Below are 20,749 nucleotides of genomic sequence, written 5' to 3'. Positions count from 1 at the left end.
GCCGCGCTCGCCCGGCCCTCAGCCGCGCTCGCCCGGCCCTCAGCCGCGCTCGCCCGGCCCCCAGCCGCGCTCGCCCGGCCCCCAGCCGCGCTCGCCCGGCTCAGGCCCGCGCTCGCCTGGCGGAACAGTTCGGCGGTCAACTCCCGGCCGGGCAGGGTGCCGACGTAGGTGACGGTGCCGGCGCCGACGCGGTTGCGGGTGATGGCAGGCCAGCGGCCGTAATGGTGGTGGTCGTAGCGGGCCAGCACCTCGGCGCCCTCGGGCTCCAGCGCGTCGGCCCAGTGCCTGGCCACGTCCTGGACGCCGAGCCCGTGCAGGGGGAGCGGGTCCAGCAGCGTGGCGAACTCCAGGTACCGCACGCCGGCCAGGTCGCGCAGCGGGCCGGGCGCGATCTCGGTACGGGCCCGCGCCTCCTCGTCGGCGTACCCGGTGAGGAACGTCAGGATGAGGTGGCCGCCGCCCTCGACGTACGAGGTCAGCGCCTCGGCCACGGAGTCGGGCAGGCAGTGGAAGGCGGGCGCCACGACGACGGGCAAACGATTGACCAACGCGGGTGGGACGAAGGCGGCCTGCAGGCCCGCGTCCGACGCGCCCCGGTAGAACGTGGCCACGATCCGCTCGTAGGCGTCCTTGTCCGGGTTACGCCCGTCCAGCGTGAGCGGCGGCTGGAAGGACAGCGCCCACTTGCTCTCGTGCGAGTAGAGGAACCCGACGTCGGCGTCCGGCGTCAGCCCCGCCACGTCGCCCGCCGCCCGTTCCAGCTCCGCGCCGAGCGCCGCGACCTCGCGGTAGACGCGGCCCGGCTCCAGCGCGTGGCCGAGGATGCCGCCCCAGTGCGTCTCCGCGCCGTACGGCAGCGTGTGCCAGTGCCAGTACGAGATCATCTCCGCCCCGCGCGCCACCAGGGCCCACGCCGCCTGGCGGAGCTGCCCGTCGTACGGGGTGAGGTTGAGCTGGGAGCCGGCGATCGAGGTGGCGTTCGTCTCGGTCACCCAGAAGCGGCGGCCCTGGGAGGCGTACATGCGGTCGGCCGCCTGGAACAGGCCCTCCGGAGTGGTGCTGAACCAGGAGACCTCGATCGGCGCGTCACCGGGGTCCAGGACGAGGTGGTCCTGCGGCAGGTAGTAGGCGTTGCCGCTGGTGACCGTCAGGTGCTCCGAGAGCTGGACGTCGTGCAGCGCCGGCCGCTGGTAGGCCAGGCACGTGGTCAGCTCCCGGTCCTCCGGCACCAGCTCGCGCACCAGGTCCGCCTGCCAGGCGATGAACTCGGTGGTCAGCTCGGCCTGGAAGCGCCGCCAGGCCAGGTCGTAGGAGGGGGTGGTGTTGCCGGCCGGTGGCCACAGCTCGTCCCAGCCGCCGATCCGGTGGGACCAGTACGTCAGGCCCCACTCCTCGTTGAGCCGGTCGGCGTCGCCGTACCGGTCGGCCAGCCACGCCTTGAACCGCTCGAACACCGGCTCGTTGTGGATCAGGTGCAGGCCGGGCTCGTTGTCGAGCTGGACGCCGAGCACGGCGGGATGGCCGCCGTGGTGGCCGACGACCTGGCGGATGACGCGTTCGGCGTACCGCAGGAAGGTGGGGGAGGTGAAGTCGACCTCCTGGCGCGCGCCCCACGGCACGCGGCGGCCGTCGGCGCGCTCGATCGCCAGCTCGGGGTGCTTGCGCTGCAACCACGGCGGGATGGCGTAGGTGGGGGTGCCGAGCAGCACCTTCATGCCGCGCTCGTGGGCGCCGTCGAGGACGGGCGTCAGCCGGCCGAGGTCGAAGACACCGTCGCGCGGCTCCCAGGTGGACCAGACGGACTCGCCGACGCGGATCGTGTCGATCTTCGCCTGGGTCATGAGGTCGAGGTCGCGCCGCAGGTCGGGGGCCCGCTGGTACTCCCAGTAGTAGGCGGTGCCGAAGCGGACGTGGGCCGGACTCTTCGGGGGTGAAGGCGTCATGGAGTCACCCAACGATCTTAAAACGATTTACCAGATGATATATTTATTCATGCCCAAATGTCAATGCATGGAAGGTCTGGTGTCCCCGGGGCCGGGACATTAGGGTTAAAACGTTTTGTCGCACCTCTCCGGAGGGACCTACGTGATCGCCGGCTTCCATGAGGACCCAGGGCCAGGCACCGGGCGGCGGGCGCCCCGGGCGGACTTCGTCTCCGACGCCCCCAGGCACTCACTGAACGGGCAGTGGCGCTTCCTGCTCTCCGGCACCGCCGCGGGCACCGGCCCCGGCCTCCCCGACCCCGCGCTCGACGACAGCGGCTGGGAGCGCATCAGGGTGCCGTCGCACTGGGTGCTGGAAGGCCATGACCGGCCCCTCTACACCAACACGGCCTACCCGTTCCCGATCGACCCGCCGTACCTGCCGGACGACAACCCCACCGGCGACTACCGCCTGCGCTTCGACCTGCCCGCCGATTGGCCGGCGGCGCGGGACGTGCTGCGCTTCCAGGGCGTCGACTCCTGCGGCACGGTCTGGCTGAACGGCGAGCTGCTCGGCCACTCCAAGGGCAGCAGGCTGCCGTTCGAGTTCGACGTCACCGGGCGGCTGCGCGAGCGCGGCAACGTGCTGGCCGTCCGCGTGCACCGCTGGTCGTCCGGCAGTTACCTCGAAGACCAGGACATGTGGTGGCTGCCCGGCATCTTCCGCGATGTCGAGCTGCTGTCACGGCCCGAGGGCGGCATCGACGACTTCACCGTGCACGCCTCCTACCACGACGGCACCGGCACCCTGCTCGTCACCGCCGACGCCCCTGGACTGGTCGAGCTGCCCGCGCTCGGCCTCGCCATCCCCACCGGCGAACAGGTCACCGTGCCGGGCGTGCGCCCGTGGAGCGCCGAGGACCCCTGCCTCCACCGCGGCACGCTCACCGCCGCCGGTGAGACCATCGACCTCGCCGTCGGCTTCAGGACCGTCGAGATCGCCGGCGGGCGGCTGCTCGTCAACGGCAGGCCCATCCTCATGCGCGGCGTCAACCGGCACGAGCACGACCCCGACCGCGGCCGCTCGCTCGACCGCGCCACCATGATCCGCGACATCGAGCTGATGAAGCGGCACAACCTCAACGCCGTCCGCACCTCCCACTACCCGCCGCACCCCGAGTTCCTGCGGCTGTGCGACGAGTACGGCCTGTGGGTCGTGGACGAGTGCGACATCGAGACGCACGGCTTCATCTACGCCGGCTGGGAGGGCAACCCGCCCGCCGAGCCCATGTGGCGCGACGCCCTGCTCGACCGGGCCCGGCGCATGGTAGAGCGCGACAAGAACCATCCCAGCGTCATCATCTGGTCGCTGGGCAACGAGAGCGGCGGCGGCGCCACGTTCGGCGACATCGAGGAGTGGATCCGCGAGCGCGACCCCACCAGGCCGCTGCACTACGAGCGCGACCCCTCCTACCGGCACTCCGACTTCTACAGCCTCATGTATCCGGCCCAGGACACCCTGGAGCGCATCGGGCAGCGCAAGGAGGACACGCCCGCGGGCGTCGAGCCCGGCTCGCCGGACGACGTGCGGCGGCGCGAGCTGCCGTTCCTGCTGTGCGAGTACGCGCACGCCATGGGCAACGGGCCCGGGTCGCTGGTGGACTACCAGCGGATCCTGGAGTCGTACGAGCGGTTCTGCGGCGCGTTCGTCTGGGAGTGGATCGACCACGGCCTGGCGGGGCGCGACGCGCTCGGCCGCCGCTACTACCGGCACGGCGGCGACATCGACGCCAGTCCCAACGGCGAGCGCTTCTGCCTCGACGGCCTGCTCTTCCCCGACCGCACGCCCTCGCCAGGGCTGCTGGAGCTGCGCAAGGCCGTCGAGCCGGTGGCGATGGAGGTCTCCGGCGGCGAGCTGGTCATCACCAGCAAGTACGACTTCACCGCGCTCGATCAGCTGACCTTCCGGTGGTTCGTGGAGGCCGACGGGATGCGCGGCGCCTCCGGGACGCTTTCCGTGCCGCACTGTCCGGCCCGCTCGTCCGTACGGGTCCCGCTGCCCTCGGCCGAGGCCGGCGGGGACGGCGAGACCTGGCTCACGGTCGAGGCGGTCCTGGCCGAGGAGACCAGGTGGGCACCGGCCGGCCACGTGATCGCCTTCACCCAGACCCACCTGGGCACCACCGCCCGTGGGCGCCCTCCCTCCACCCCGAGCCCCGCTCTGAGCAGCCCTGCCCCTGATGCGGAGCCGGCCCCCACCCCGCAGCCGGCTGTCGGCGGGCGTGTCGGGGAGGTGCGGTTGGGGACGGCGGTGTTCGACGGCAGGACCGGGCGGCTGGCCCGGCTGGGCGACGTCGAGCTGGACGGGCCCGTCCTCGACGTGTGGCGCGCCCCCATCGAGAACGACCACGGCCTGGGCGGCGCCAACGCGCCGGCCGCCGACTGGGAGGCCGTCGGCGTCGACAGGTTCCTGCACCGCACCGCCGCGCTGGACCGCCCCGACGAGCGAACCCTCGTCGTCCGAGTCCGCAGCGGCCCCGCCACCCGCACCCTGGGCTTCCGCACCACGTACACCTACCGGCTGCTCGACGACGGCACCCTCCACCTGCGGATCGACGCCGACCCCGTCGGCGACTGGGACGACACCGCCTACGGCCACCTGACGGTGACGCCGCCCCGCATGGGCACGAGGTTCGCGCTGCCCGGCGGCTACACCGACGTCACCTGGTTCGGGCTCGGGCCGGGCGAGTCGTACGCCGACAGCCGCGCCGCTGCCCGCGTCGGCCGGTTCCGCAGCTCCATCGACGCGCTGCAGACGCCGTACGTCGTCCCCCAGGAGAACGGCAACCACGTCGAGACCCGCTGGCTGGAGGTGTCCGGCGACGGCCTGCCCACCCTGCGCGTGGACGGCGAGCCGCACGTCGACTTCACCGCCCGCCGCTGGACCAGCGAGGCACTGCGGGCCGCCCGCCACCCGCACGACCTCACCGACTCCGGTCGCGTATGGCTCAACCTCGACCACGGCCAGCAGGGCGTCGGCAGCGCGTCGTGCGGGCCGGCGCTGCCCGAGCGGTACCGGCTGAAGGTCCGCCCCCGCACCTGGTCGATGACGCTGACCCCGGTGCGCCCCTGAGAGGAATGACATGACGTTCGACTTCCGTCCGTGGCTCTACTGGGACCACGCCACCGACGACGACCGCCGCGCCCAGGAGGCCCACGTCGCCGGGCTGCGCTCGGAGATCGGGCTGGAGGCGGCGGGCAAGGTGTACATCTCGCCGCTGGCCGCCGTGCACACCGAACGGCTGCGCATGGGCGACTTCTGCTACCTCGCCGCGCACGCCTACGTGACCGGCGACGTCTCCATGGGGCGCGACTGCACCGTCAACCCGTACGCCGTCGTCCGGGGCACGATCTCGCTGGGCGACGCCGTACGGATCGGCGCCCACACCTCCTTGCTGGGCTTCAACCACGGCACCGCCCCCGATCGTGAGGTCTTCCGCCAGCCCATCACCAGCGAGGGCATCCGCATCGGCGACGACGTGTGGATCGGCTCGAACGTCGTCATCCTCGACGGCGTCACGATCGGCGACCACGCCGTCATCGGCGCCGGCTCGGTCGTCACGAAGGACGTGCCGGCCTGGGCCATGGTCGCCGGCAACCCGGCCCGCGCGATCCGCGACCGCCGCACCCCCCGCAACCAGCACCCGCGCCCTGCCACGCCGACCGACCAGCTCGCGCGCCCTGCCGCGCCGACCGACCAGCTCGTGCGCCCTGCCGCGCCGAGCGACGAGCAGGGACGGCCCGCCGCGCCGAGCGACCGGCCGGCACGACCTGCCGCGCCGCGTGATCTGGAAGGGCGGCTGGTCGCGTTCGCTGAGCGGGCCAGGGAGCAGGCGCACGACGTGCTGGCCCGCTCCTGGACCGGCGAGCGCTATGTGGACCGCCCCGGCGCCGAGCCCACGGTGCGGGCCTGGGCCGACGCCGTCGAGATCGCCGACCTGCTGCTCGGCGGCCCGCCACCCACCCCCACCCGCGACGAGATCATCGCCTTCCTCCGCGACCGCCAGGACCCCGCCACCGGCCTCGTCCCAGAGATCGGCGCCCCCGGCTCCCCGGAGGCAACCGCAGGCGGAAAGGGGGCCGTCGGCGGGAAGGGAGCTGACGCTGGGGCCGCCGCCGGCGAAGAGGCCGGCGAGGGGCTCATTGGCGGGCAGGGGGTCATCGGCGGGCAGAGGGCCGCCGGCGAAGGGGCCGGTGGGGGCGGGCCGGAGCTTGAGGGCATCACGGCGTACCACATCCTGTCCGTCGGCTACGCGCTCGACCTGCTCGGCACCCGCTTCCGCCACCCCATCAGAGCCATCTCCGAGCTGCCGCCCGCCGACCTCGTCGCGCTGCTCGACGGCCTCGACTGGGCGCGCGGCGCCTGGACGGCCGGCTCGGTCGTGGACGCCATCGGCACCGGCCTGCACCGCAACCTCACCGACTTCGGACTGACCGGCCCCCAGCTGGAGACCCTGTACGGCTGGCTGCTCACCCGGTGCAGGCCGACGCACGGGATGTGGGGCGAGCCCGACTCCGAGGCGGGCCGGCTGCACGTGGTCAACGGCTTCTACCGGCTCACGCGCGGCACGTACGCGCAGTTCGGGCTGCCGCTGCCGTACCCAGAGCGGGCCGTGGACACCGTGCTCGCCCACGCCCGCGACCCCCGCTACTTCGGCCCTGACACCGGCAACGCCTGCAACGTCCTCGACGTCATCCACCCGCTCTGGCTGACCGGCCGCCAGACGGGCCACCGGCGCGCGGAGGGCGAGTCCTGGGCGAGGGATCACCTGAACCGAGCCCTGGGCGGCTGGCAGGACGGTGCCGGCCTCAGCTTCGCCCTCACCTCCGGCACCGGCCCCACCCGCGCCCCCGGCCTGCAAGGCACGGAGATGTGGCTCGCCATCATCTGGCTCCTCGCCGACTACCTCGGCCTCTCCGACACCCTCGGCTACCGCCCCCGAGGCGTCCACCGCCCAGAACCCGCCACGACCTACCCGGCGTAACCGAGATCGACGGCGGCGGCCATGGCACGGTGACCCGCCGTGCTGGGGTGAAGGTGGTCGCCGCTGTCGTGGACCGGCAGAAGCCGGGCAGGACGGGCGGGGTCGCGAAGCACCGCATCGAAGTCGGCCAACCCGTCGAAACCAGCACCCCGACGCCGGAACGCATCGCCCGGGTGGCCGGGCGTGGCGTCCGGGTGGTCGGGGGTGGTGTTTCGGCGGAGGAAGGTGTTGACCTTCTGGCGGGTGCGCTCCTTCTCCGCCGTCCAGTACTCCGCGCCCTCGAACGGAGTCAGTGTGCCGGCGACCAGGCGCACGCCGGTGGCGTGGGCTGCTGCGGCCATGCGCTCATACGCGGCGATCAGGTCGTGTGCCCGGGCTCCTGCGCCTACGTCGTTGATGCCGGCCTGGACGATCACGGTGGTGATGCCTGGCTTGGGGAGCACCTCCGTGGTCAGGCGGATTTCGGCGGAGTGCCCAGGTCCTGCGGTCAGGAGTTTTCCGCCTGAGATGCCTTCGTTCGCGACGGGGAGCGGCAGGAAGTCGGGCCAGCCTTGGCCCGTTTCCGAGCCGACGCCTGTCGTGATCGAGTCGCCCAGCACCGCCACCACCTGCACCGGTGCCGGAGGGACGACGGTCAGGGAGTCCAGCCAGTGCCAGACGGTCGCCTCCTCGATGAACGGGGCGCCGCGCTCGTCGGCGGCGTGGTCGCCAGGTAAGGAGCGGTAGGCGGGCATTCCGGGACGTTCGGAAGGCAGGGATGGGGAGGTGGCGCGGTTGCGGCCGGTCAAAGCGCCGCTGGGGCCGCGCAGGTAGAGGGTGATCGCGAGTCGGCGGCCGGCCGCCACCGAGCCCGGTAACGGGTCGCTGAGCGCCGTCGTGCCCGGGACCAGGGTGACCTCGGGATCGTCGGCGAAGGTCAGCATGCGGTTCGAGCCCGCTTCCAGGGCTGGTCCGCTGCTTGGCACGCCGACGTACACGTGGCCGAAGCGCAGCGGGCGGTCGCCGTAGGCGTTGGTGAGGCGGACTCGCAGGTCCGTCCCGCCGACGGCGGGGCGGATGATGTTGCGGACCGTCACCTCGCACAGCCTCCCGCCCAGGGCCTCGGCGGCGGCCGACCAGGCCGTCACCGGCCCGGTTGCCGGGCCAGTCACCAGGTCCACTCCGTGGTGGGCCGGTTCAGCTCGTACGTACGGCGTGCCGCGGCCGGGTGGACCTTGCGGCTGCTGTACATCGGGCGGGCCGTGCCCTCCGGGCTGATGCCGGTGACGTCGTCGCCCCGCCACCGCACCTGGTACTCGCGCCCCGCCGCCACCTCCGTGCTGGTCCGCTCGGGGACGGGGAACGTGACGGTGACGCGCTCGCCCCGGCGTGGGGCGGGGATCGACAGGTAGCCGTCGGGGGCCCAGGCCCCGGTGCGGGTGCCGTCGAAGCCGCCGGACGGGCGCGTGACGCGGACCTTGGCGTAGCCGGCCCAGTCGGGGACGCGGACGCGCAGCTCGCGCAGGTCCTCGTGCACGTCCAGGTCCACCCGGCCCTCGTGCGGCAGGTGGCTGAGCACGGTGACCTGGCGGGTGGCCCGGTTGAGCAGCAGGTTGACGCGGGTGACCCGGTCGTCGGCGGCGACGACGTTGTTCCAGCCCCGGAACAGCCCGCGCACCCCGGAGCCCACGCAGCACGCCTGTACGTCGGCGGTGTGCCCGCGGCCCAGCTCGACGTCGCAGACGAAGTCGTTGGGCGCGCCGTACCCGGCGAAGGCGCCGAGGACGCGCTCGCCCACCCGTACGTGCGTCGTCCAGCCGGGCTCGTCCAGGGAGGTGTCGTGCGCGGACTCGACCCAGGACAGATCCAGCAGCTGCGACTCCACGAGGTGGTTGCGCAGGAACCGCTCGACCACGCCCCAATAAGGGGTGTGCCCGGCGCGGGCCAGCGTGGCGCCGAGCCCGATCAGGTCCACCAGGGAGCAGCTCTCGTGCTCGTAGCGCTGGTCGGCCAGGTCACCGGGCGTCCAGCCGAACGCGGTGGCCTGCCCGAGCGCCCAGTCGTACGAGCGGCGCACGAACGCGGTCAGTTCGTGGTCGGAGGTGTGCAGGGCGTACCGGGCGAGTCCTTCGAGGGTGCCGAGCCGGGTGTGGAAGTGCCCGCTGCGGTACGCGCGGGCCGGGTTGAAGCTGCCGTCCTCGTGGTAGACGCCGCTCTTCTCGACGATCAGCCGGGCGAACCAGCCGCACAGTTCAAGGGCGTCCTCGTTGCCGGTGGCCTGGTGGTAGCGCAGCAGCGGCATGATGAGCCGGCCGCTGAACGAGGCGGGGTCGGGCGCGAGGTGCAGCGCGATCGCGTTGGGCGAGGGCCAGCCGTCCGGCGTGTACTCCGAGGCCGGGTAGAACCAGACGTCGCGCTCCTTGACGGCGATGCGCTTGAGCGCGGCCACGTGCCCGTCGGCCAGTCTCCTGACCTCGGGGTCGCCGTCGGACAGGTAGGAGGTGGTCAGTGAGAGCAGCACGGCCCGCTGGTCGATGAGGTTGGCGTGGGCGGGCCAGCCGGCCTCGGGGCGAGCCTGGCGGTAGCTGAGCCCGTCGGGGCCGAAGAAGCCGGCCAGCCGCCGCCGGTAGCCGTCCTCGACCGCCCGCCACGTGTCCTTGCCCGTCATGTGCCTGGCCAGCACGCACGCGTCGAGCAGCCGCCCGTGGCTGGAGCCCCAGTCCCAGTCGCCGTGCCGCAGCACCGCGGGGCGGGCCAGCAGGTCGGCGCTGAAGTACGGGATGCCGTCCATGCCGGCGTCGGGCAGCCCGGTCACGGCGTTCATTGCCAGCTCGGCTCGCTCTTCGAGCACGACCGTGTCGGGTATCTCAGCCATCGTTCCCCTTATAAATATTCACTGCCGCATAAAACCTGCCCTCCAGCCTCCGCCGCCTCTCCTGTGGCGTCAAGGTGAGCATATATATTCGTATCTTGTTGGATATATAAACCGTGAGGCAGGATGTCCGCATGAACGATGATTCAGTGGTACGACCCCGCCCGGAAGCCGCCGTGACCCTGCGACCCGCGCCCGGCATGCGGATCGAAGGCGGCTTCTGGGCAGCACGGCAGCGGGTCAACCGCGAGGTCACCATTCCCCTGGGCGGCGTGCGCATCCGCGAATCCGGCGCCTTCGCCAACCTCGAACAGGCCGCACGCGGCGGCGGGCGGCATCACGGCAAGGTCTTCGCCGACTCCGACGTCTACAAATGGCTCGAAGCCCTCGCCTGGGAGCGCGGCAGGGCCGAGTCGGCCGAACTGGCGGGCGCGTACGAGGAGGCGTCCGCGCTCGTCGCCGCCGCCCAGGCCCCCGACGGCTACCTGCACACCCACACCCAGCTCACCGGCCGCCCGCGCTACAGCGACATGGCCTCCAGCCACGAGCTCTACTGCGCGGGCCACCTCATGCAGGCCGCCGTCGCCGGCCGCCGCGCCATCGGCGACGAACGCCTGCTCGGCGTCGCCACCCGGTTCGCCGACCACCTCGTCAAGGACCTGCCGCCCGACGCGCTCGACGGGCATCCGCAGATCGAGACCGCGCTGGCCGAGCTCTACCGCGAGACCGGCGTGCGCGCGTACCTCGACCTGGCCGCCCGCATGATCGACGGCAGGGGGCACGAGACGCTGCCGCTCAAGGGGCACCACGGGCCCGGCATCCGCCAGGACCGCGTCCCGCTGCGCGCCGCCACCACCGTCGAGGGGCACGCCGTGCGGGCGATGTACCTCGCCGCGGGCGCCGCCGACGTCGCCGCCGAGACCGGCGACCGCGCGCTGCTCGCCGCGCTCGCGACGCAGTGGCGCGACATGGTGGCGACCAAGACGTACCTGACCGGCGGGCTCGGCTCCGTCTGGTACGGCGAGCAGTTCGGCGGCCCCCACGAGCTGACCCCGGAGACCGCGTACTGCGAGACGTGCGCCGCCGTCGGCAGCGTCCAGTGGGCGTACCGGATGCTCCTCGCGACCGGCGAGTCCGCCTACGCCGACCTCATGGAACGCACCCTCTACAACGCCGTGCTCCCCGGCGTCTCGCTCTCCGGCGACCGCTTCTTCTACGTCAACGCGCTGCGCGTGCGCGCGGGCGCGAACCCCGACGACCGCCGCGCCGCCGCCCGCGGCCGCCAGGACTGGTACGGCACCGCCTGCTGCCCGCCCAACGTCATGCGCCTGCTGTCCTCCCTCGACCACTACCTCGCCACCCGCGACGACGGCGGCGTCCAGCTCCACCTGTACGCCCCTGGCACGCTCAGGGCCGGCGACGTGGTGCTGCGCGTCGAGACCGGCTACCCGTGGGACGGCCGGGTGGAGATCACCGTGGCCGAGGCCCCGGCCACCCCGTGGACGCTCGCCGCCCGCATCCCGTCGTGGGCCGACGGCGCCAGCGTGGACGGCCTGTCGGGCACCGGGCTCCCCGTGCGGCCCGGCTCGTACTACCGCGCCCGCCGCGTCTGGCGGCCGGGCGACCGCATCGTGCTCGACTTCGCCATCCGCCCCCGGCTGACCGCCGCCGTGCCCCGGCTCGACGTGGCCCGCGGCCAGGTCGCCGTGGAACGCGGGCCGCTCGTCTACTGCCTGGAGCAGGCCGACCACCCGGGCGCCGGCGTGGACGACCTGTGCCTGGAGGGCGGGCTGTCCGACGGGCTGTCCGACGGGCTGTCCGACGGGCTGTCCGATGGGGGCCCGATCGCCGGCCTGCCCGCCGAGGTGGTGCCGGTCCACGCGCGCGGCCGGGCCCACGTGCACAGGAAGGAGGACGGCGGCTACCCCTACCGCACCGCCGCCGCGCCTCTTGAGCCGGAGCACGTGGGCCCGGTCGACCTGACCTTCGTCCCGTACTACGCCTGGGCCAACCGCACCCCGGGCGCCATGACGATCTGGACGCCGATGCACTGACCACCGGGCGAGACCCTCTAGGGGGTCTCGCCCACGATCACTCCGGTCACCGACAGCCCTTCGACGTCGCTCACCACGTCCGCCCGCAGCACCCGCGCGAACGAGCTGTCCCTGATCGCGATGTCGCGCAGCGGCTGCTCGGGATAGCCGCGCAGCAGGTAGGCGCTGCGCGTCCTGTCGCTGCGCAGCCCCGACACCCGCACGTTGCGGATCGCCGCGCGGAACGCCTCCGTCCAGGTCTCACCGCTGCGGTACGCGGTCACGTCGAACCACCGGCCGGGGAACTCCGGCGGGCGCACCCGCTCGCGCAGCTCGTCGGCGTACCGCCAGGCGTCCGCCTCGCTCAGGAACTCGCTCAGGAACTCGGATCACTCGCCGCCGTAGCAGGACGTGATGCCGGGGTTGTAGATCCCGTTGTTGCGGTGGTCCACCAGCAGCGTCATGCCCTCTTCGAAGCTGAAGCGCGGGTTGCGGGCGTCCTGGTGGGTGAGCAGGTTGTGGTGGTACGTGATCGTGTCGCCGCCCTACAGGCAGCCCATGCCGTGCCGGCCCTTGTCGTGCACCGAGTTCGTCAGGCCCTCGGAGATGACGAACCACTGCACGGTCACGTTGGTGTTGCCGTAGACGGAGCAGCACTCGTCCACGCCCCAGCTGAACGAGCAGTGGTCGATGATGAGGTCGCGCACGCCCCGCGCGCCGAACGTGTCGATCGGGGTGCCCAGCTCGTCGCCGCCGCGGAAGCGCAGGTGGCGCAGGATGATGTTGCCGCCCTTGAGCTCGATGGTGCCGGCCACCCGGAACACGATCGTGCCGTCCGACCTGGCGACCGCCTCGCGCAGCGAGCCAGGCCCGTCGTCGTCCAGGGTGGTCACCTCGTACACCGCGCCGCCCCGGCCGCCGGTCACGTACCTGCCCGCGCCCTCCGCCCCCAGGAAAGGCAGGCACCTTCTTGGCGTCCGCCGTCGTGGGCGAGAGGTTTTATTCAGTCATGAATAGCTCCTCGGCGACACCGACGTCCGTGATGAGAGTGTTGACCCAGCCGCCCTTCAGCGCGGCCCTGATCGCGGCCGTCTTGCGGCGGCCGCCCGCGATCGCGATGCGGCGCGGCACCCGGCGCAGGTCGGCGGCCGGGATGCCGAGGATGCGCTCCTCCAGCGGCGAGTCGACCAGCCCACCTTCCGCGTCGAAGAAGCGCAGGCACACGTCGCCCACCGCGCCGAGCCCGCGCAGCGCCTCCAGCTCGTCCTCGGAGATCGCGTTGCCGCTCTCCTGCAGCAGCGGCGACGGGTTGAGGCTGCCGATGCCCACCAGCACCGTGGTCAGCCGAGACCACGCCTCGACCACCTGGCGCACCACGTCGTCGTCCGACAGCGCCTGCCGCGCCGCCGGCGAGCCCACCAGCCCCGGAGCGGGCAGGAAGACCGGCTCGGCGCCCGTCAGGTCGGCGAGGTGGGCGGCCAGCCGGGTCGCCTGCACCTGCGCGGAGCCCTTGCCGACGCCGCCGATGAGCTGCACGACCTCCTCCGCCACCCGCACGGGACGGCGCTGCATCGCCTCGACCGTGGCCAGCAGGCTCGCACTCCAGGAGGAGATGCCGAGGTGCTCGCCGCCGATCAGCGTGGCGTCGAGGTGGGTCGCCCCCGCCGAGCCCAGCGCGGCCACCACGTCGTGGTTCTCGCCCGCCGCGTCGACGACGATGATCTGCTCCACGCCGTATTTGCGCTCGAGGTCCTCCTCCAGCAGCGCGTGCACGCCGGACGGCACCACGACCACCGTGCGCACGATGCCGATCTCCGCCGCCTCCTTGAGCAGCCGCGACACCCGGGGCTGCGAGATGCGCAGCTGGGCGGCGATCTGCGGCTGGCGTACGCCGTGCTCGTGGTAGAGGCGGGCGACGCGGACGAGCAGCCGCATGCGCTCGGACTCCGCGCCGAGCCGCCGGCCGCCGAACCTCACCTCGCCCGCGCGGCCCTTGTCGAACCCACTGTCAGCTCCCACGATCGCTGGCCTCCGCTTCGGCTCCGCCGCTCCTGCTGGTCCGGTGGCGAGCCCGGGCCACTGCCGAGTGCCATTGTGCTAGCACGCGACGCCGTCCGCACGCCGTCCGCACGGGCGCGTGCCGCCGGCCGTGCAGCCGGTGCTCATCGGGCCTCCGCGAAGGCGCGGATCTTGGCGAAGAAGTCCTCGTGGATGAACGGCGTCGATGCTGTCGTAGGTAGACCGCCTGGCATCCAAGGTCAAGGGCTGTGAGGGCTTGTCCGTTCCTGCGCGCCCGTGGCACGATGGCGGCCAATCGTTCCGAGTGACACGTGTAGACTCGGTGAACGTCCTGGTCAGAAGGAGTAGCCCCGATGAAAGGACGCCTGATTGCCGCCTGCCTGCTGGCGGTGCTCACAGCAGGCTGCGGGCTGCGCGCGGGAGCCGACTCGGCCAACACCCTCCACTTCGTCGGCCCCGAGGACCCCAAGACCTTCCAGCCCGTCATCGACGGTTTCCAGGCCAAGCACCCCGGGGTCAAGGTCGACTACAGCCAGATCCCGTTCGACACCCTCAACAGCACCCTGCAGCAGCGGCTCGCGGCCGGCGACGACGGCATCGACGTCTACACCGTGGACCAGCCGCGCGTCTCCGCGCTGGCCGCGCGCGGCTTCCTCGCCGACCTCAGCGACTGGAAGGACCGCGTCAAGCAGGCCGCGCTGCCCGCGCAGTACGAGGTCAACGAGCACCGAGGCAAGCTCTGGTCCGTCCCCATCTGGACCTCCGACCAGTTCCTCTTCTACAACAAGACCCTGCTGAAGAAGGCCGGCGTCGAGCCGCCCTCCAGCGACCCGGCGAAACGCTGGACCTGGGAGCAGACGGCCGAGGCCGGCAGAAAGGCGCAGGAGCGCGGCGGCGCCCAGTGGGCGCTCATCCCCGAGCAGATCGAGCAGTACTACCAGCTCCAGAGCCTGCCCGAGTCGCTCGGCGGCGGCTCCGGCGTCACCGGCCCCGACATGCTCACCCCCGCCCTGACCACCGACGGCTGGATCAAGGCCATGACGTGGTACCGCGACCTGTTCGCCCAGGGGCTCGCGCCGCGCGGCGTCGGCTCGTTCCAGACCTCGCCGCTGTTCGCCGAAGGCAAGGTCGCCTTCCTCGCCGGCGGCCCGTGGAACGTCGGCACGCTCGCCGAGAACAAGGACGTCGACTGGGGCGTCGCCCCCTACCCCTACTTCGCCGGCGGCAAGCAGGTCACCCCCACCGGCTCCTGGTCCTGGGGCATCAACCCGGCCTCCAAGAAGCAGCGGCTCGCCCGCGCGTTCCTCGAGTACGCCGCACTCGACCCAGAAGGCAACCTGCTCACCACCAAGGCCACCACCGTCATCCCGGCCAACCGGGCCGCCTTCGAGCGCTACCTGCCCACCCTCGAGGCGCTCGGCGGCGACAACAGCGCGGGCGTCAGCACGATCATGACGTACGACGCCGACCACACCGCGGTCGCCCGCCCCAGGTCCGTCGGGTACATCCAGTTCGAGGACATCATGACCAAGACGTTCGCCGACATCCGCAACGGCGCCGACCCCAGAGCCCGGCTCACCCAGGCCACCCAGCAGGTCACCACGGCCTGGGACCGCCTGCGATGACCGGCCCCACCACGGGCCCCGCCGCCAAGAGCCCCGCCGTCACCGGCACCCCGCGCAGGAGGGTCGGCCGTCCGGTGCTGGTGTCGCTGGCGTTCCTCGCGCCCGCCCTCGTCGCGCTCCTCGTGCTGCGCCTGCTGCCGGCCGGCATGGCCGTCGTCAGCAGCCTCTACCACACCAGCCTGCTCACCGGCCGCACCTCGTTCGTCGGCCTGGAGAACTACGCCGCGCTCTTCGCCGACCCGACGTTCTGGCAGAGCGTCCGCGTCACGCTGCTGTTCAGCGTCGTCGTCAACCCGCTGCAGATCGCCGCCGCGCTCGCCCTCGCCGTGCTGTTCACCCGGCGCTTCGGCGGCGTGCGCTTCCTGCGCGCCCTCGTCATCCTGCCGATCGCGGTGCCGCCCGCCGTCTCGGCCGCCGTGTGGAGCGTCGCGTACCGGCCGGACGGCCTGCTCAACTCCGTGCTCAGGGTGCTCGGCGTGCCGGAGCAGCCGTTCCTCACCTCACCGGGCCAGGCTTTGTGGTCGCTGATCGTGCTGCTGTCGTGGATCGGCGTCGGCTATTGGATGATGTTCCTCATCGCCGGCCTGCAGGACATCCCCGCCACCCTGTACGAGGCCGCCGCCATCGACGGCGCGTCGGCCTGGCACCGCTTCTGGCACGTCACGCTGCCGCTGCTGCGCAGGCCGCTGGCGTTCGTGCTGGTGGCCGACACGGTCTCCAACTTCCTCGTCTTCGCACCCGTACAGATGCTGACCAACGGCGGCCCGGAAGGCTCCACCAACCTCACCATGTACGACATCTTCACCCGCGCCTACACCGTGGGCGATCTCGGCCTCGCGCAGGCCGAGGTGATGCTGCTGGTGCTGCTCGTGCTGGCCGTGGTGGTCGTGCAGTTCCGCCTCCTGCGCGGAAAGGACTGACCCCCTCGTGCCCCGACTGTCCCGACGCCTCTACGCCCTGCTCGCCGTCGTCATCGGCGTGGCGTTCGCGCTGCCCCTGCTGTGGGCGCTGTCCAGCTCGCTGCGCGGCGGCTCCGAGATCTTCCAGCACATCTCCCGGCTGTCGTGGGAGACGCTGATCCCGTCCAGCCCCACCGTCGCCAACTACACAGCCCTCGCCTCCGGCGACTTCGGCGTGGCGATCGTCAACTCCCTCATCGTCGCGCTCGTCACCGTGGCGGGCGGCCTGCTGATCTCGGCCGCCGCCGCGTTCGGCCTGTCCGCGCTGCGCTTCAAGGGGCAGGGCGCGCTGTTCGCGATCGTCGTGCTGAGCTTCCTCATCCCGTTCGACGCCATCGCGATCCCGCTCGCCACGCTCTTCCGCGACCTCGACCTCACCAACACCTACGCCGGGCTCATCCTGCCGGGGCTCGGCCACGGCCTGGCCATCTTCCTGCTGCGGCAGTTCTTCCTCGCCATCCCCGGCGACCTCGTCGAGGCCGCCCGCATCGACGGGCTCGGGTGGTGGGGGGTGTTCGCCCGCATCTACCTGCCGCTCTCGCGGCCCGCCCTGGTGAGCGCCGGGCTGACGCTGTTCATCTTCCAGTGGCAGTCGTACGTCTGGCCGCTGCTCATCGGCACCGACGCCGCCCACCAGCTCGGCCCGATCGCGCTGGCCAACCTGCGCGGCCAGTTCACCATCGACTACGGCCAGCTCTTCGCCGGCTCCATCGTCCTGACCGTCATCCCGCTGCTGATCATCCTGCGGTTCCAGCGGCACTTCACGCAGTCCATCGCCACCACCGGGCTCAAGTAGCCCTCGAGAAAGGTCACCATGGCACCCTCGTCCAGGAGCGTCATCTTCGACACCGACATCGGCAGCGACGTGGACGACGCGCTCGCCCTCGCCGTGCTGCTCGGCTCGCCCGAGGTGGACCTGATCGGCTGCACCACCGTCTACGGCGACACGCTCCTGCGGGCCCGCCTCGCCAAGCGGCTGGCCGGCCTGGCCGGTCGCGCCCTGCCCGTGGTGGCCGGCGCCGCCGAGACACTGAGCGGGCGGCCCGTGTGGTGGGCGGGGCACGAAGGGCGGCTGTTCCCCGACCTCGGCACCGAGCAGGTGGACGAGGGGGACGCGGTGGCGTACCTCGTGGACCGGGTCACCGCCGCGCCCGGCCAGGTGGACGTCGTGGCGGTCGGCCCGCTCACCGACATCGCCCACGCCGTCACCGCGTCGCCCGCCTTCGCCCGCGACGTCCGCCACCTGTGGATCATGGGCGGCCGGTTCGACGGCCCCGAGCCCGAGCACAACTTCACGTGCGACGCCGAGGCCGCGGCCGTCGTCTTCGGCTCCGGTGCGCCCATCACCGTCACCGGCCTCGAGATCACCACGACCGTCCGCATGGACGCCGCCGACGTGGCCGCCATCGCCGGCGCCGGGCCGCTGGGGGAGGCGCTCAAGGCGGAGATCGAGCAGTGGTGGCGGTTCTGGAACGAGGAGTGGAACTGCCCGCACGACCCGATCACCGTCCTGACGATGCTGGTGCCCGACCTGTTCGGCTTCAGCCCGGAAGGCCACGTCACCATCGGCCCGGACGGCTCCAGCACCTTCACCCCGGGCGATGGCCGCACCCGTGTCACCACCTCGGCCCCACCGGACCGCGTCGCCCAGGAAATCGTCCGGCGCATCGTGGCGGCGGCCACGTAGGCAGGACCCGGGTCGGTCAGCGGATGAGGTGCGGCTCGGGGCAGCCGCAGGAGCCGCGAGTCACCAGGCTCGCCGAGAAGATCTTGGTGACCGGCTCGGCGGCCTCCTCGATCGCGCCGACCAGGGTCTCGGTGGCGTGCCGTGCCATCTCGTCTATCGGCTGGCTGATCGTGGTCAGCCCCGGCACCGTGTACGCCGCCTCCCGCGCCCCGTCGAACCCGGCCACCGCGACGTCGTCCGGCACCCGCAGCCCGAGATCGGCCGCGGCCCGCATGGCCCCGATGGCCTGGTCGTCGGTGGACGCGAACAACGCCGTCGGCCGGTCGGGCCGGGACAGCAGCCGCAGCGCCGTGTCGTACCCGCCCTCCAGGCTCAGCTCCCCCTCGGCGACGAGCGCACCGAGATCGGCGTCCGGCTGGGCGCCGGCCTCGTGGAGTGCGCGGCGCCACCCGTCGGCCCGCAGCCCGACGGGAGTGACGTCGAGCGGCCCGGCGACGTACCCGATGCGGCGGTGGCCGTGCGCGATGAGATGCCGGGTGGCCTGGTAGCCGCCCTCCTCGTCGTCCACCGCGAGCCGGGAGAAATGCGCCGGCGCCTCATGGTCGATCGTCACCACGGGCACGCCCCGCAACTCGGCCGCCCGTTCGACCGAGACGGGCACCCGCATGAGCACGAGCCCATCGACCCGCCGCTCCATGAACCGCCGCACGTACCCCTCGGCCCGCTCCGGATCCTCGGCCGAGTTGCCCAGCAGCACGGAGTAACCCCGCTGCCAGGCCACCTCCTCGCAGGCCCGGGTGAACTGCCCGAAGAACGGACTCTTGCCCCCGGTGCTGTCGGACGCGATCAGCCCGATGGTCCACGTCCGCCGCGACCGCAACGACCTGGCCACCGCGTTGGGCCGGTATCCGAGCTGCTCGACCGCTGCCAGCACCCGCTTCCGCGCGGCCTCGGAGACGGGCTTGGGCCCGTTGTTGATCACGTACGAGACCACGGCCGGCGAAGTGCCCGCCAGGCGCGCCACATCATTGCGCGTCACCATGCGCGTCCCACCTCGGCTCTCACGCACCCAGCTTACGATCCGAGCCCCTCACCTGGCCCGCGCCGAGAGGGGGACGAGCCTCAGGAGTAGAGGCGTTCGGGGGAGACCAGGAGGAGCTCACCGTCCTCCGCCGTGCGCAGATCGGGGGCGAACCCGGCGGCGCTGTAGCAGGCCAGCCGCGTCGATCGGGTGTCGTAGCCGCGCTTGGCCAGCAGGTCGCGGACCCGCCGGAGCCGTTCGACGTGGCCTTCGCACATGGTGTCGCCCCATTTCGCCTCGCCCAGTGAGAGGACCTTGCGCGGGCCGCCGTCCGGCTCGCCCAGCACCACGACGTCCACCTCGTGACTCGTACGGCGCCCGGGATCGTTGACGACACCGTGACCGACCTCCGCCGGTACGCCGTCGAAGGTGCCGGCGTCCGCGAAGTCCGCGGCCCAGGTGCGGCAGATCTCCTCGAAGTGCGGCCCTACGACCTGGCTCAGGAAACGGTCGCGGCTGCGCTGCCACACCTGGCGGGCCCTGCGGCGTTCGAGCTCCCGCCAGGCCGGGCGCATCACGGCGTGGTAGAAGGTGATCAACGGCTCGGTGATCCGGTAGAGCGGCCGTGCCGCCCTGACCATGTCGGGCGACTTCGCCAGCAGGCCGGCGTCCTCGAGGACGGCGAGCGGGTGGCTGATCTCGGTGGATTTGCGGCCGATGTAACCGGCGATGCCGCCGCGCGAGGAGTTGCCCTCGGCGACCGCGGCCAGGACCGAGTGATAGAGCGCCACGTCGTGCAGGTCGGGCTCTTCTGCCAGCAGGTAGCGGGCCTCGCGGAACAGCGGACGTGCGGGGTTGAGCACGGCCCGCCGCACCCAGTCGTCGAAGTCGTCCAGGGAGCGCGGCGCGTCGTCGCGGACGTATTCGCGGCGGTAGGCGGGGGTGCCGCCGACCACGGCATGAGTCAGCAGGGCCAGCCGCGGGTCGTCTATCTGCCAGAACTCGGCGGCCAGCCGGTAGTCCAGTGTCGGCACGACCAGCTCCAGGCCGGCCCTGCCGCGCAGCGGGGCGTTGCCGGCCAGCAGCCCGCCCATGAACGTGAGCGCCGAGCCGCACAGGATCAGCCGGATCGGCGACCCGCCCTTACGCCGGCGTACGTCCAGGGCGGCCTGGAGCACAGACGGCAGCTCGGGCGAGACCTTGACCAGGTAGGGGAACTCGTCGATGACCACCGGGAGGGGAGCGGAGGTCCGCAGGTCGAGGATCGCCTGGATCACCTCGCGCCAGGACGTGAAACGCAGGGGAGCGGGGCTGCCGAGCCGGGCGGCCAGCTGCTCGCCGATGAGGTGGAAGTGCTCGGCGGGCAGCGCCTCGGTGCCCTCGATGTAGATGCCGCCCGCCGCTTCGCACAGAGAGCCCAGCAGGAGGGTTTTCCCCTGACGCCGCCTGCCTGACACCACGCCGAGGGTAGGGTGCGGGGACGCGTCGGCGATGAAGTCGGCCAGCTCAGCCCACTCCACCTCGCGATCGAAGATCTCGGCTGGCTTGGTGATGGTCACGCTGACTAATGTAGAAGTACACTTATTA

15 protein-coding genes are annotated in these 20,749 nt (G+C 72.3%); 7 read left to right on the top strand and 8 right to left on the bottom strand.

Features of this window, described 5'->3' with window-relative positions:
- Positions 1-1,943 (bottom strand): beta-galactosidase (locus tag ACFFR3_RS44420; protein ID WP_379485103.1); only part of this gene is annotated, 1,943 nt, incomplete at its 3' end.
- A gap of 142 nt (positions 1,944-2,085) precedes the next feature.
- Here ACFFR3_RS44420 and ACFFR3_RS44415 point away from each other — a divergent pair.
- Positions 2,086-5,055, top strand: a complete 2,970-nt coding sequence (locus ACFFR3_RS44415; protein WP_379485102.1) for a glycoside hydrolase family 2 TIM barrel-domain containing protein — start codon at positions 2,086-2,088, stop codon at positions 5,053-5,055.
- A gap of 10 nt (positions 5,056-5,065) precedes the next feature.
- Entirely contained in the window at positions 5,066-6,967 is a 1,902-nt protein-coding gene (locus ACFFR3_RS44410; RefSeq protein WP_379485101.1) for an acyltransferase, read from the top strand.
- On the opposite strand, the gene ACFFR3_RS44405 is transcribed toward ACFFR3_RS44410, so the two are convergent.
- A complete protein-coding gene (locus tag ACFFR3_RS44405; RefSeq protein WP_345399973.1) occupies positions 6,955-8,118 on the bottom strand; it encodes a GDSL-type esterase/lipase family protein in 1,164 nt (387 codons plus the stop codon). The two genes, ACFFR3_RS44410 and ACFFR3_RS44405, sit on opposite strands and share 13 nt — an antisense overlap.
- Positions 8,115-9,821: a glycoside hydrolase family protein gene (locus tag ACFFR3_RS44400; RefSeq protein ID WP_345399976.1), complete on the bottom strand. Its 1,707-nt coding sequence runs from the start codon at positions 9,819-9,821 to the stop codon at positions 8,115-8,117. The genes ACFFR3_RS44405 and ACFFR3_RS44400 overlap by 4 nt, the downstream gene beginning before the upstream one ends.
- 173 nt (positions 9,822-9,994) lie before the next feature.
- Here ACFFR3_RS44400 and ACFFR3_RS44395 point away from each other — a divergent pair, with 173 nt between their 5' ends.
- On the top strand, positions 9,995-11,872 hold the full coding sequence (locus tag ACFFR3_RS44395) for a glycoside hydrolase family 127 protein (protein ID WP_379485100.1): 1,878 nt from the start codon (positions 9,995-9,997) through the stop codon (positions 11,870-11,872).
- A gap of 17 nt (positions 11,873-11,889) precedes the next feature.
- Here ACFFR3_RS44395 and ACFFR3_RS44390 read toward each other — a convergent pair whose 3' ends face one another.
- From ACFFR3_RS44390 to ACFFR3_RS44380, 3 genes are all read right to left on the bottom strand, one after another.
- Positions 11,890-12,171: a hypothetical protein gene (locus tag ACFFR3_RS44390; RefSeq protein ID WP_345399982.1), complete on the bottom strand. Its 282-nt coding sequence runs from the start codon at positions 12,169-12,171 to the stop codon at positions 11,890-11,892.
- A gap of 225 nt (positions 12,172-12,396) precedes the next feature.
- Positions 12,397-12,777 carry a hypothetical protein gene (locus ACFFR3_RS44385; protein ID WP_345399985.1) on the bottom strand — a complete coding sequence of 127 codons (381 nt, stop codon included), beginning with the start codon at positions 12,775-12,777 and terminating at the stop codon, positions 12,397-12,399.
- A 73-nt stretch (positions 12,778-12,850) separates the two neighbouring features.
- Positions 12,851-13,870 carry a sugar-binding transcriptional regulator gene (locus ACFFR3_RS44380; RefSeq protein WP_364369317.1) on the bottom strand — a complete coding sequence of 340 codons (1,020 nt, stop codon included), beginning with the start codon at positions 13,868-13,870 and terminating at the stop codon, positions 12,851-12,853.
- A 353-nt stretch (positions 13,871-14,223) separates the two neighbouring features.
- Between ACFFR3_RS44380 and ACFFR3_RS44375 the strand changes: the two genes are divergently transcribed.
- Genes ACFFR3_RS44375 through ACFFR3_RS44360 form a run of 4 tightly spaced genes read left to right on the top strand, consistent with a single transcriptional unit; the run spans position 14,224 to position 18,141 of the window.
- Entirely contained in the window at positions 14,224-15,495 is a 1,272-nt protein-coding gene (locus ACFFR3_RS44375) for an ABC transporter substrate-binding protein (RefSeq protein WP_364369320.1), read from the top strand.
- On the top strand, positions 15,492-16,415 hold the full coding sequence (locus ACFFR3_RS44370; protein WP_379485099.1) for a carbohydrate ABC transporter permease: 924 nt from the start codon (positions 15,492-15,494) through the stop codon (positions 16,413-16,415). Before ACFFR3_RS44375 ends, ACFFR3_RS44370 begins: the two co-directional genes overlap by 4 nt.
- Positions 16,416-16,422: 7 nt before the next feature.
- Complete coding sequence (locus ACFFR3_RS44365) at positions 16,423-17,250, top strand: carbohydrate ABC transporter permease (RefSeq protein WP_379485098.1); 828 nt, start codon at positions 16,423-16,425, stop codon at positions 17,248-17,250.
- Positions 17,251-17,268: 18 nt separating this feature from the next.
- Positions 17,269-18,141 carry a nucleoside hydrolase gene (locus tag ACFFR3_RS44360; RefSeq protein ID WP_345399998.1) on the top strand — a complete coding sequence of 291 codons (873 nt, stop codon included), beginning with the start codon at positions 17,269-17,271 and terminating at the stop codon, positions 18,139-18,141.
- A gap of 16 nt (positions 18,142-18,157) precedes the next feature.
- Here the strand turns inward: ACFFR3_RS44360 and ACFFR3_RS44355 are convergent, their stop codons facing one another.
- Together ACFFR3_RS44355 and ACFFR3_RS44350 are read right to left on the bottom strand one after the other, a co-directional pair.
- A complete protein-coding gene (locus tag ACFFR3_RS44355) occupies positions 18,158-19,183 on the bottom strand; it encodes a LacI family DNA-binding transcriptional regulator (RefSeq protein WP_379485097.1) in 1,026 nt (341 codons plus the stop codon).
- Positions 19,184-19,263: 80 nt separating this feature from the next.
- Positions 19,264-20,721, bottom strand: a complete 1,458-nt coding sequence (locus ACFFR3_RS44350; protein ID WP_345400000.1) for an ATP-binding protein — start codon at positions 20,719-20,721, stop codon at positions 19,264-19,266.
- Between the last annotated feature and the right edge of the window lie 28 nt (positions 20,722-20,749).

Origin of the sequence: Nonomuraea salmonea, from assembly GCF_042428605.1 — a bacterium.
In the GTDB taxonomy this organism is placed as follows: Bacteria; Actinomycetota; Actinomycetes; order Streptosporangiales; family Streptosporangiaceae; genus Nonomuraea; species Nonomuraea salmonea.
This window is presented reverse-complemented; position numbering and strand designations above follow the sequence as displayed.

Bases quoted from the DNA above. Each gene is read 5' to 3' on its own strand.
- ACFFR3_RS44410 (WP_379485101.1), top strand. From the start codon at position 5,066: ATGACGTTCGACTTCCGTCCGTGGCTCTACTGGGACCACGCCACCGAC.
- ACFFR3_RS44400 (WP_345399976.1), bottom strand. From the start codon at position 9,821: ATGGCTGAGATACCCGACACGGTCGTGCTCGAAGAGCGAGCCGAGCTG.
- ACFFR3_RS44375 (WP_364369320.1), top strand. From the start codon at position 14,224: ATGAAAGGACGCCTGATTGCCGCCTGCCTGCTGGCGGTGCTCACAGCA.
- ACFFR3_RS44370 (WP_379485099.1), top strand. From the start codon at position 15,492: ATGACCGGCCCCACCACGGGCCCCGCCGCCAAGAGCCCCGCCGTCACC.
- ACFFR3_RS44360 (WP_345399998.1), top strand. From the start codon at position 17,269: ATGGCACCCTCGTCCAGGAGCGTCATCTTCGACACCGACATCGGCAGC.
- ACFFR3_RS44355 (WP_379485097.1), bottom strand. From the start codon at position 19,183: ATGGTGACGCGCAATGATGTGGCGCGCCTGGCGGGCACTTCGCCGGCC.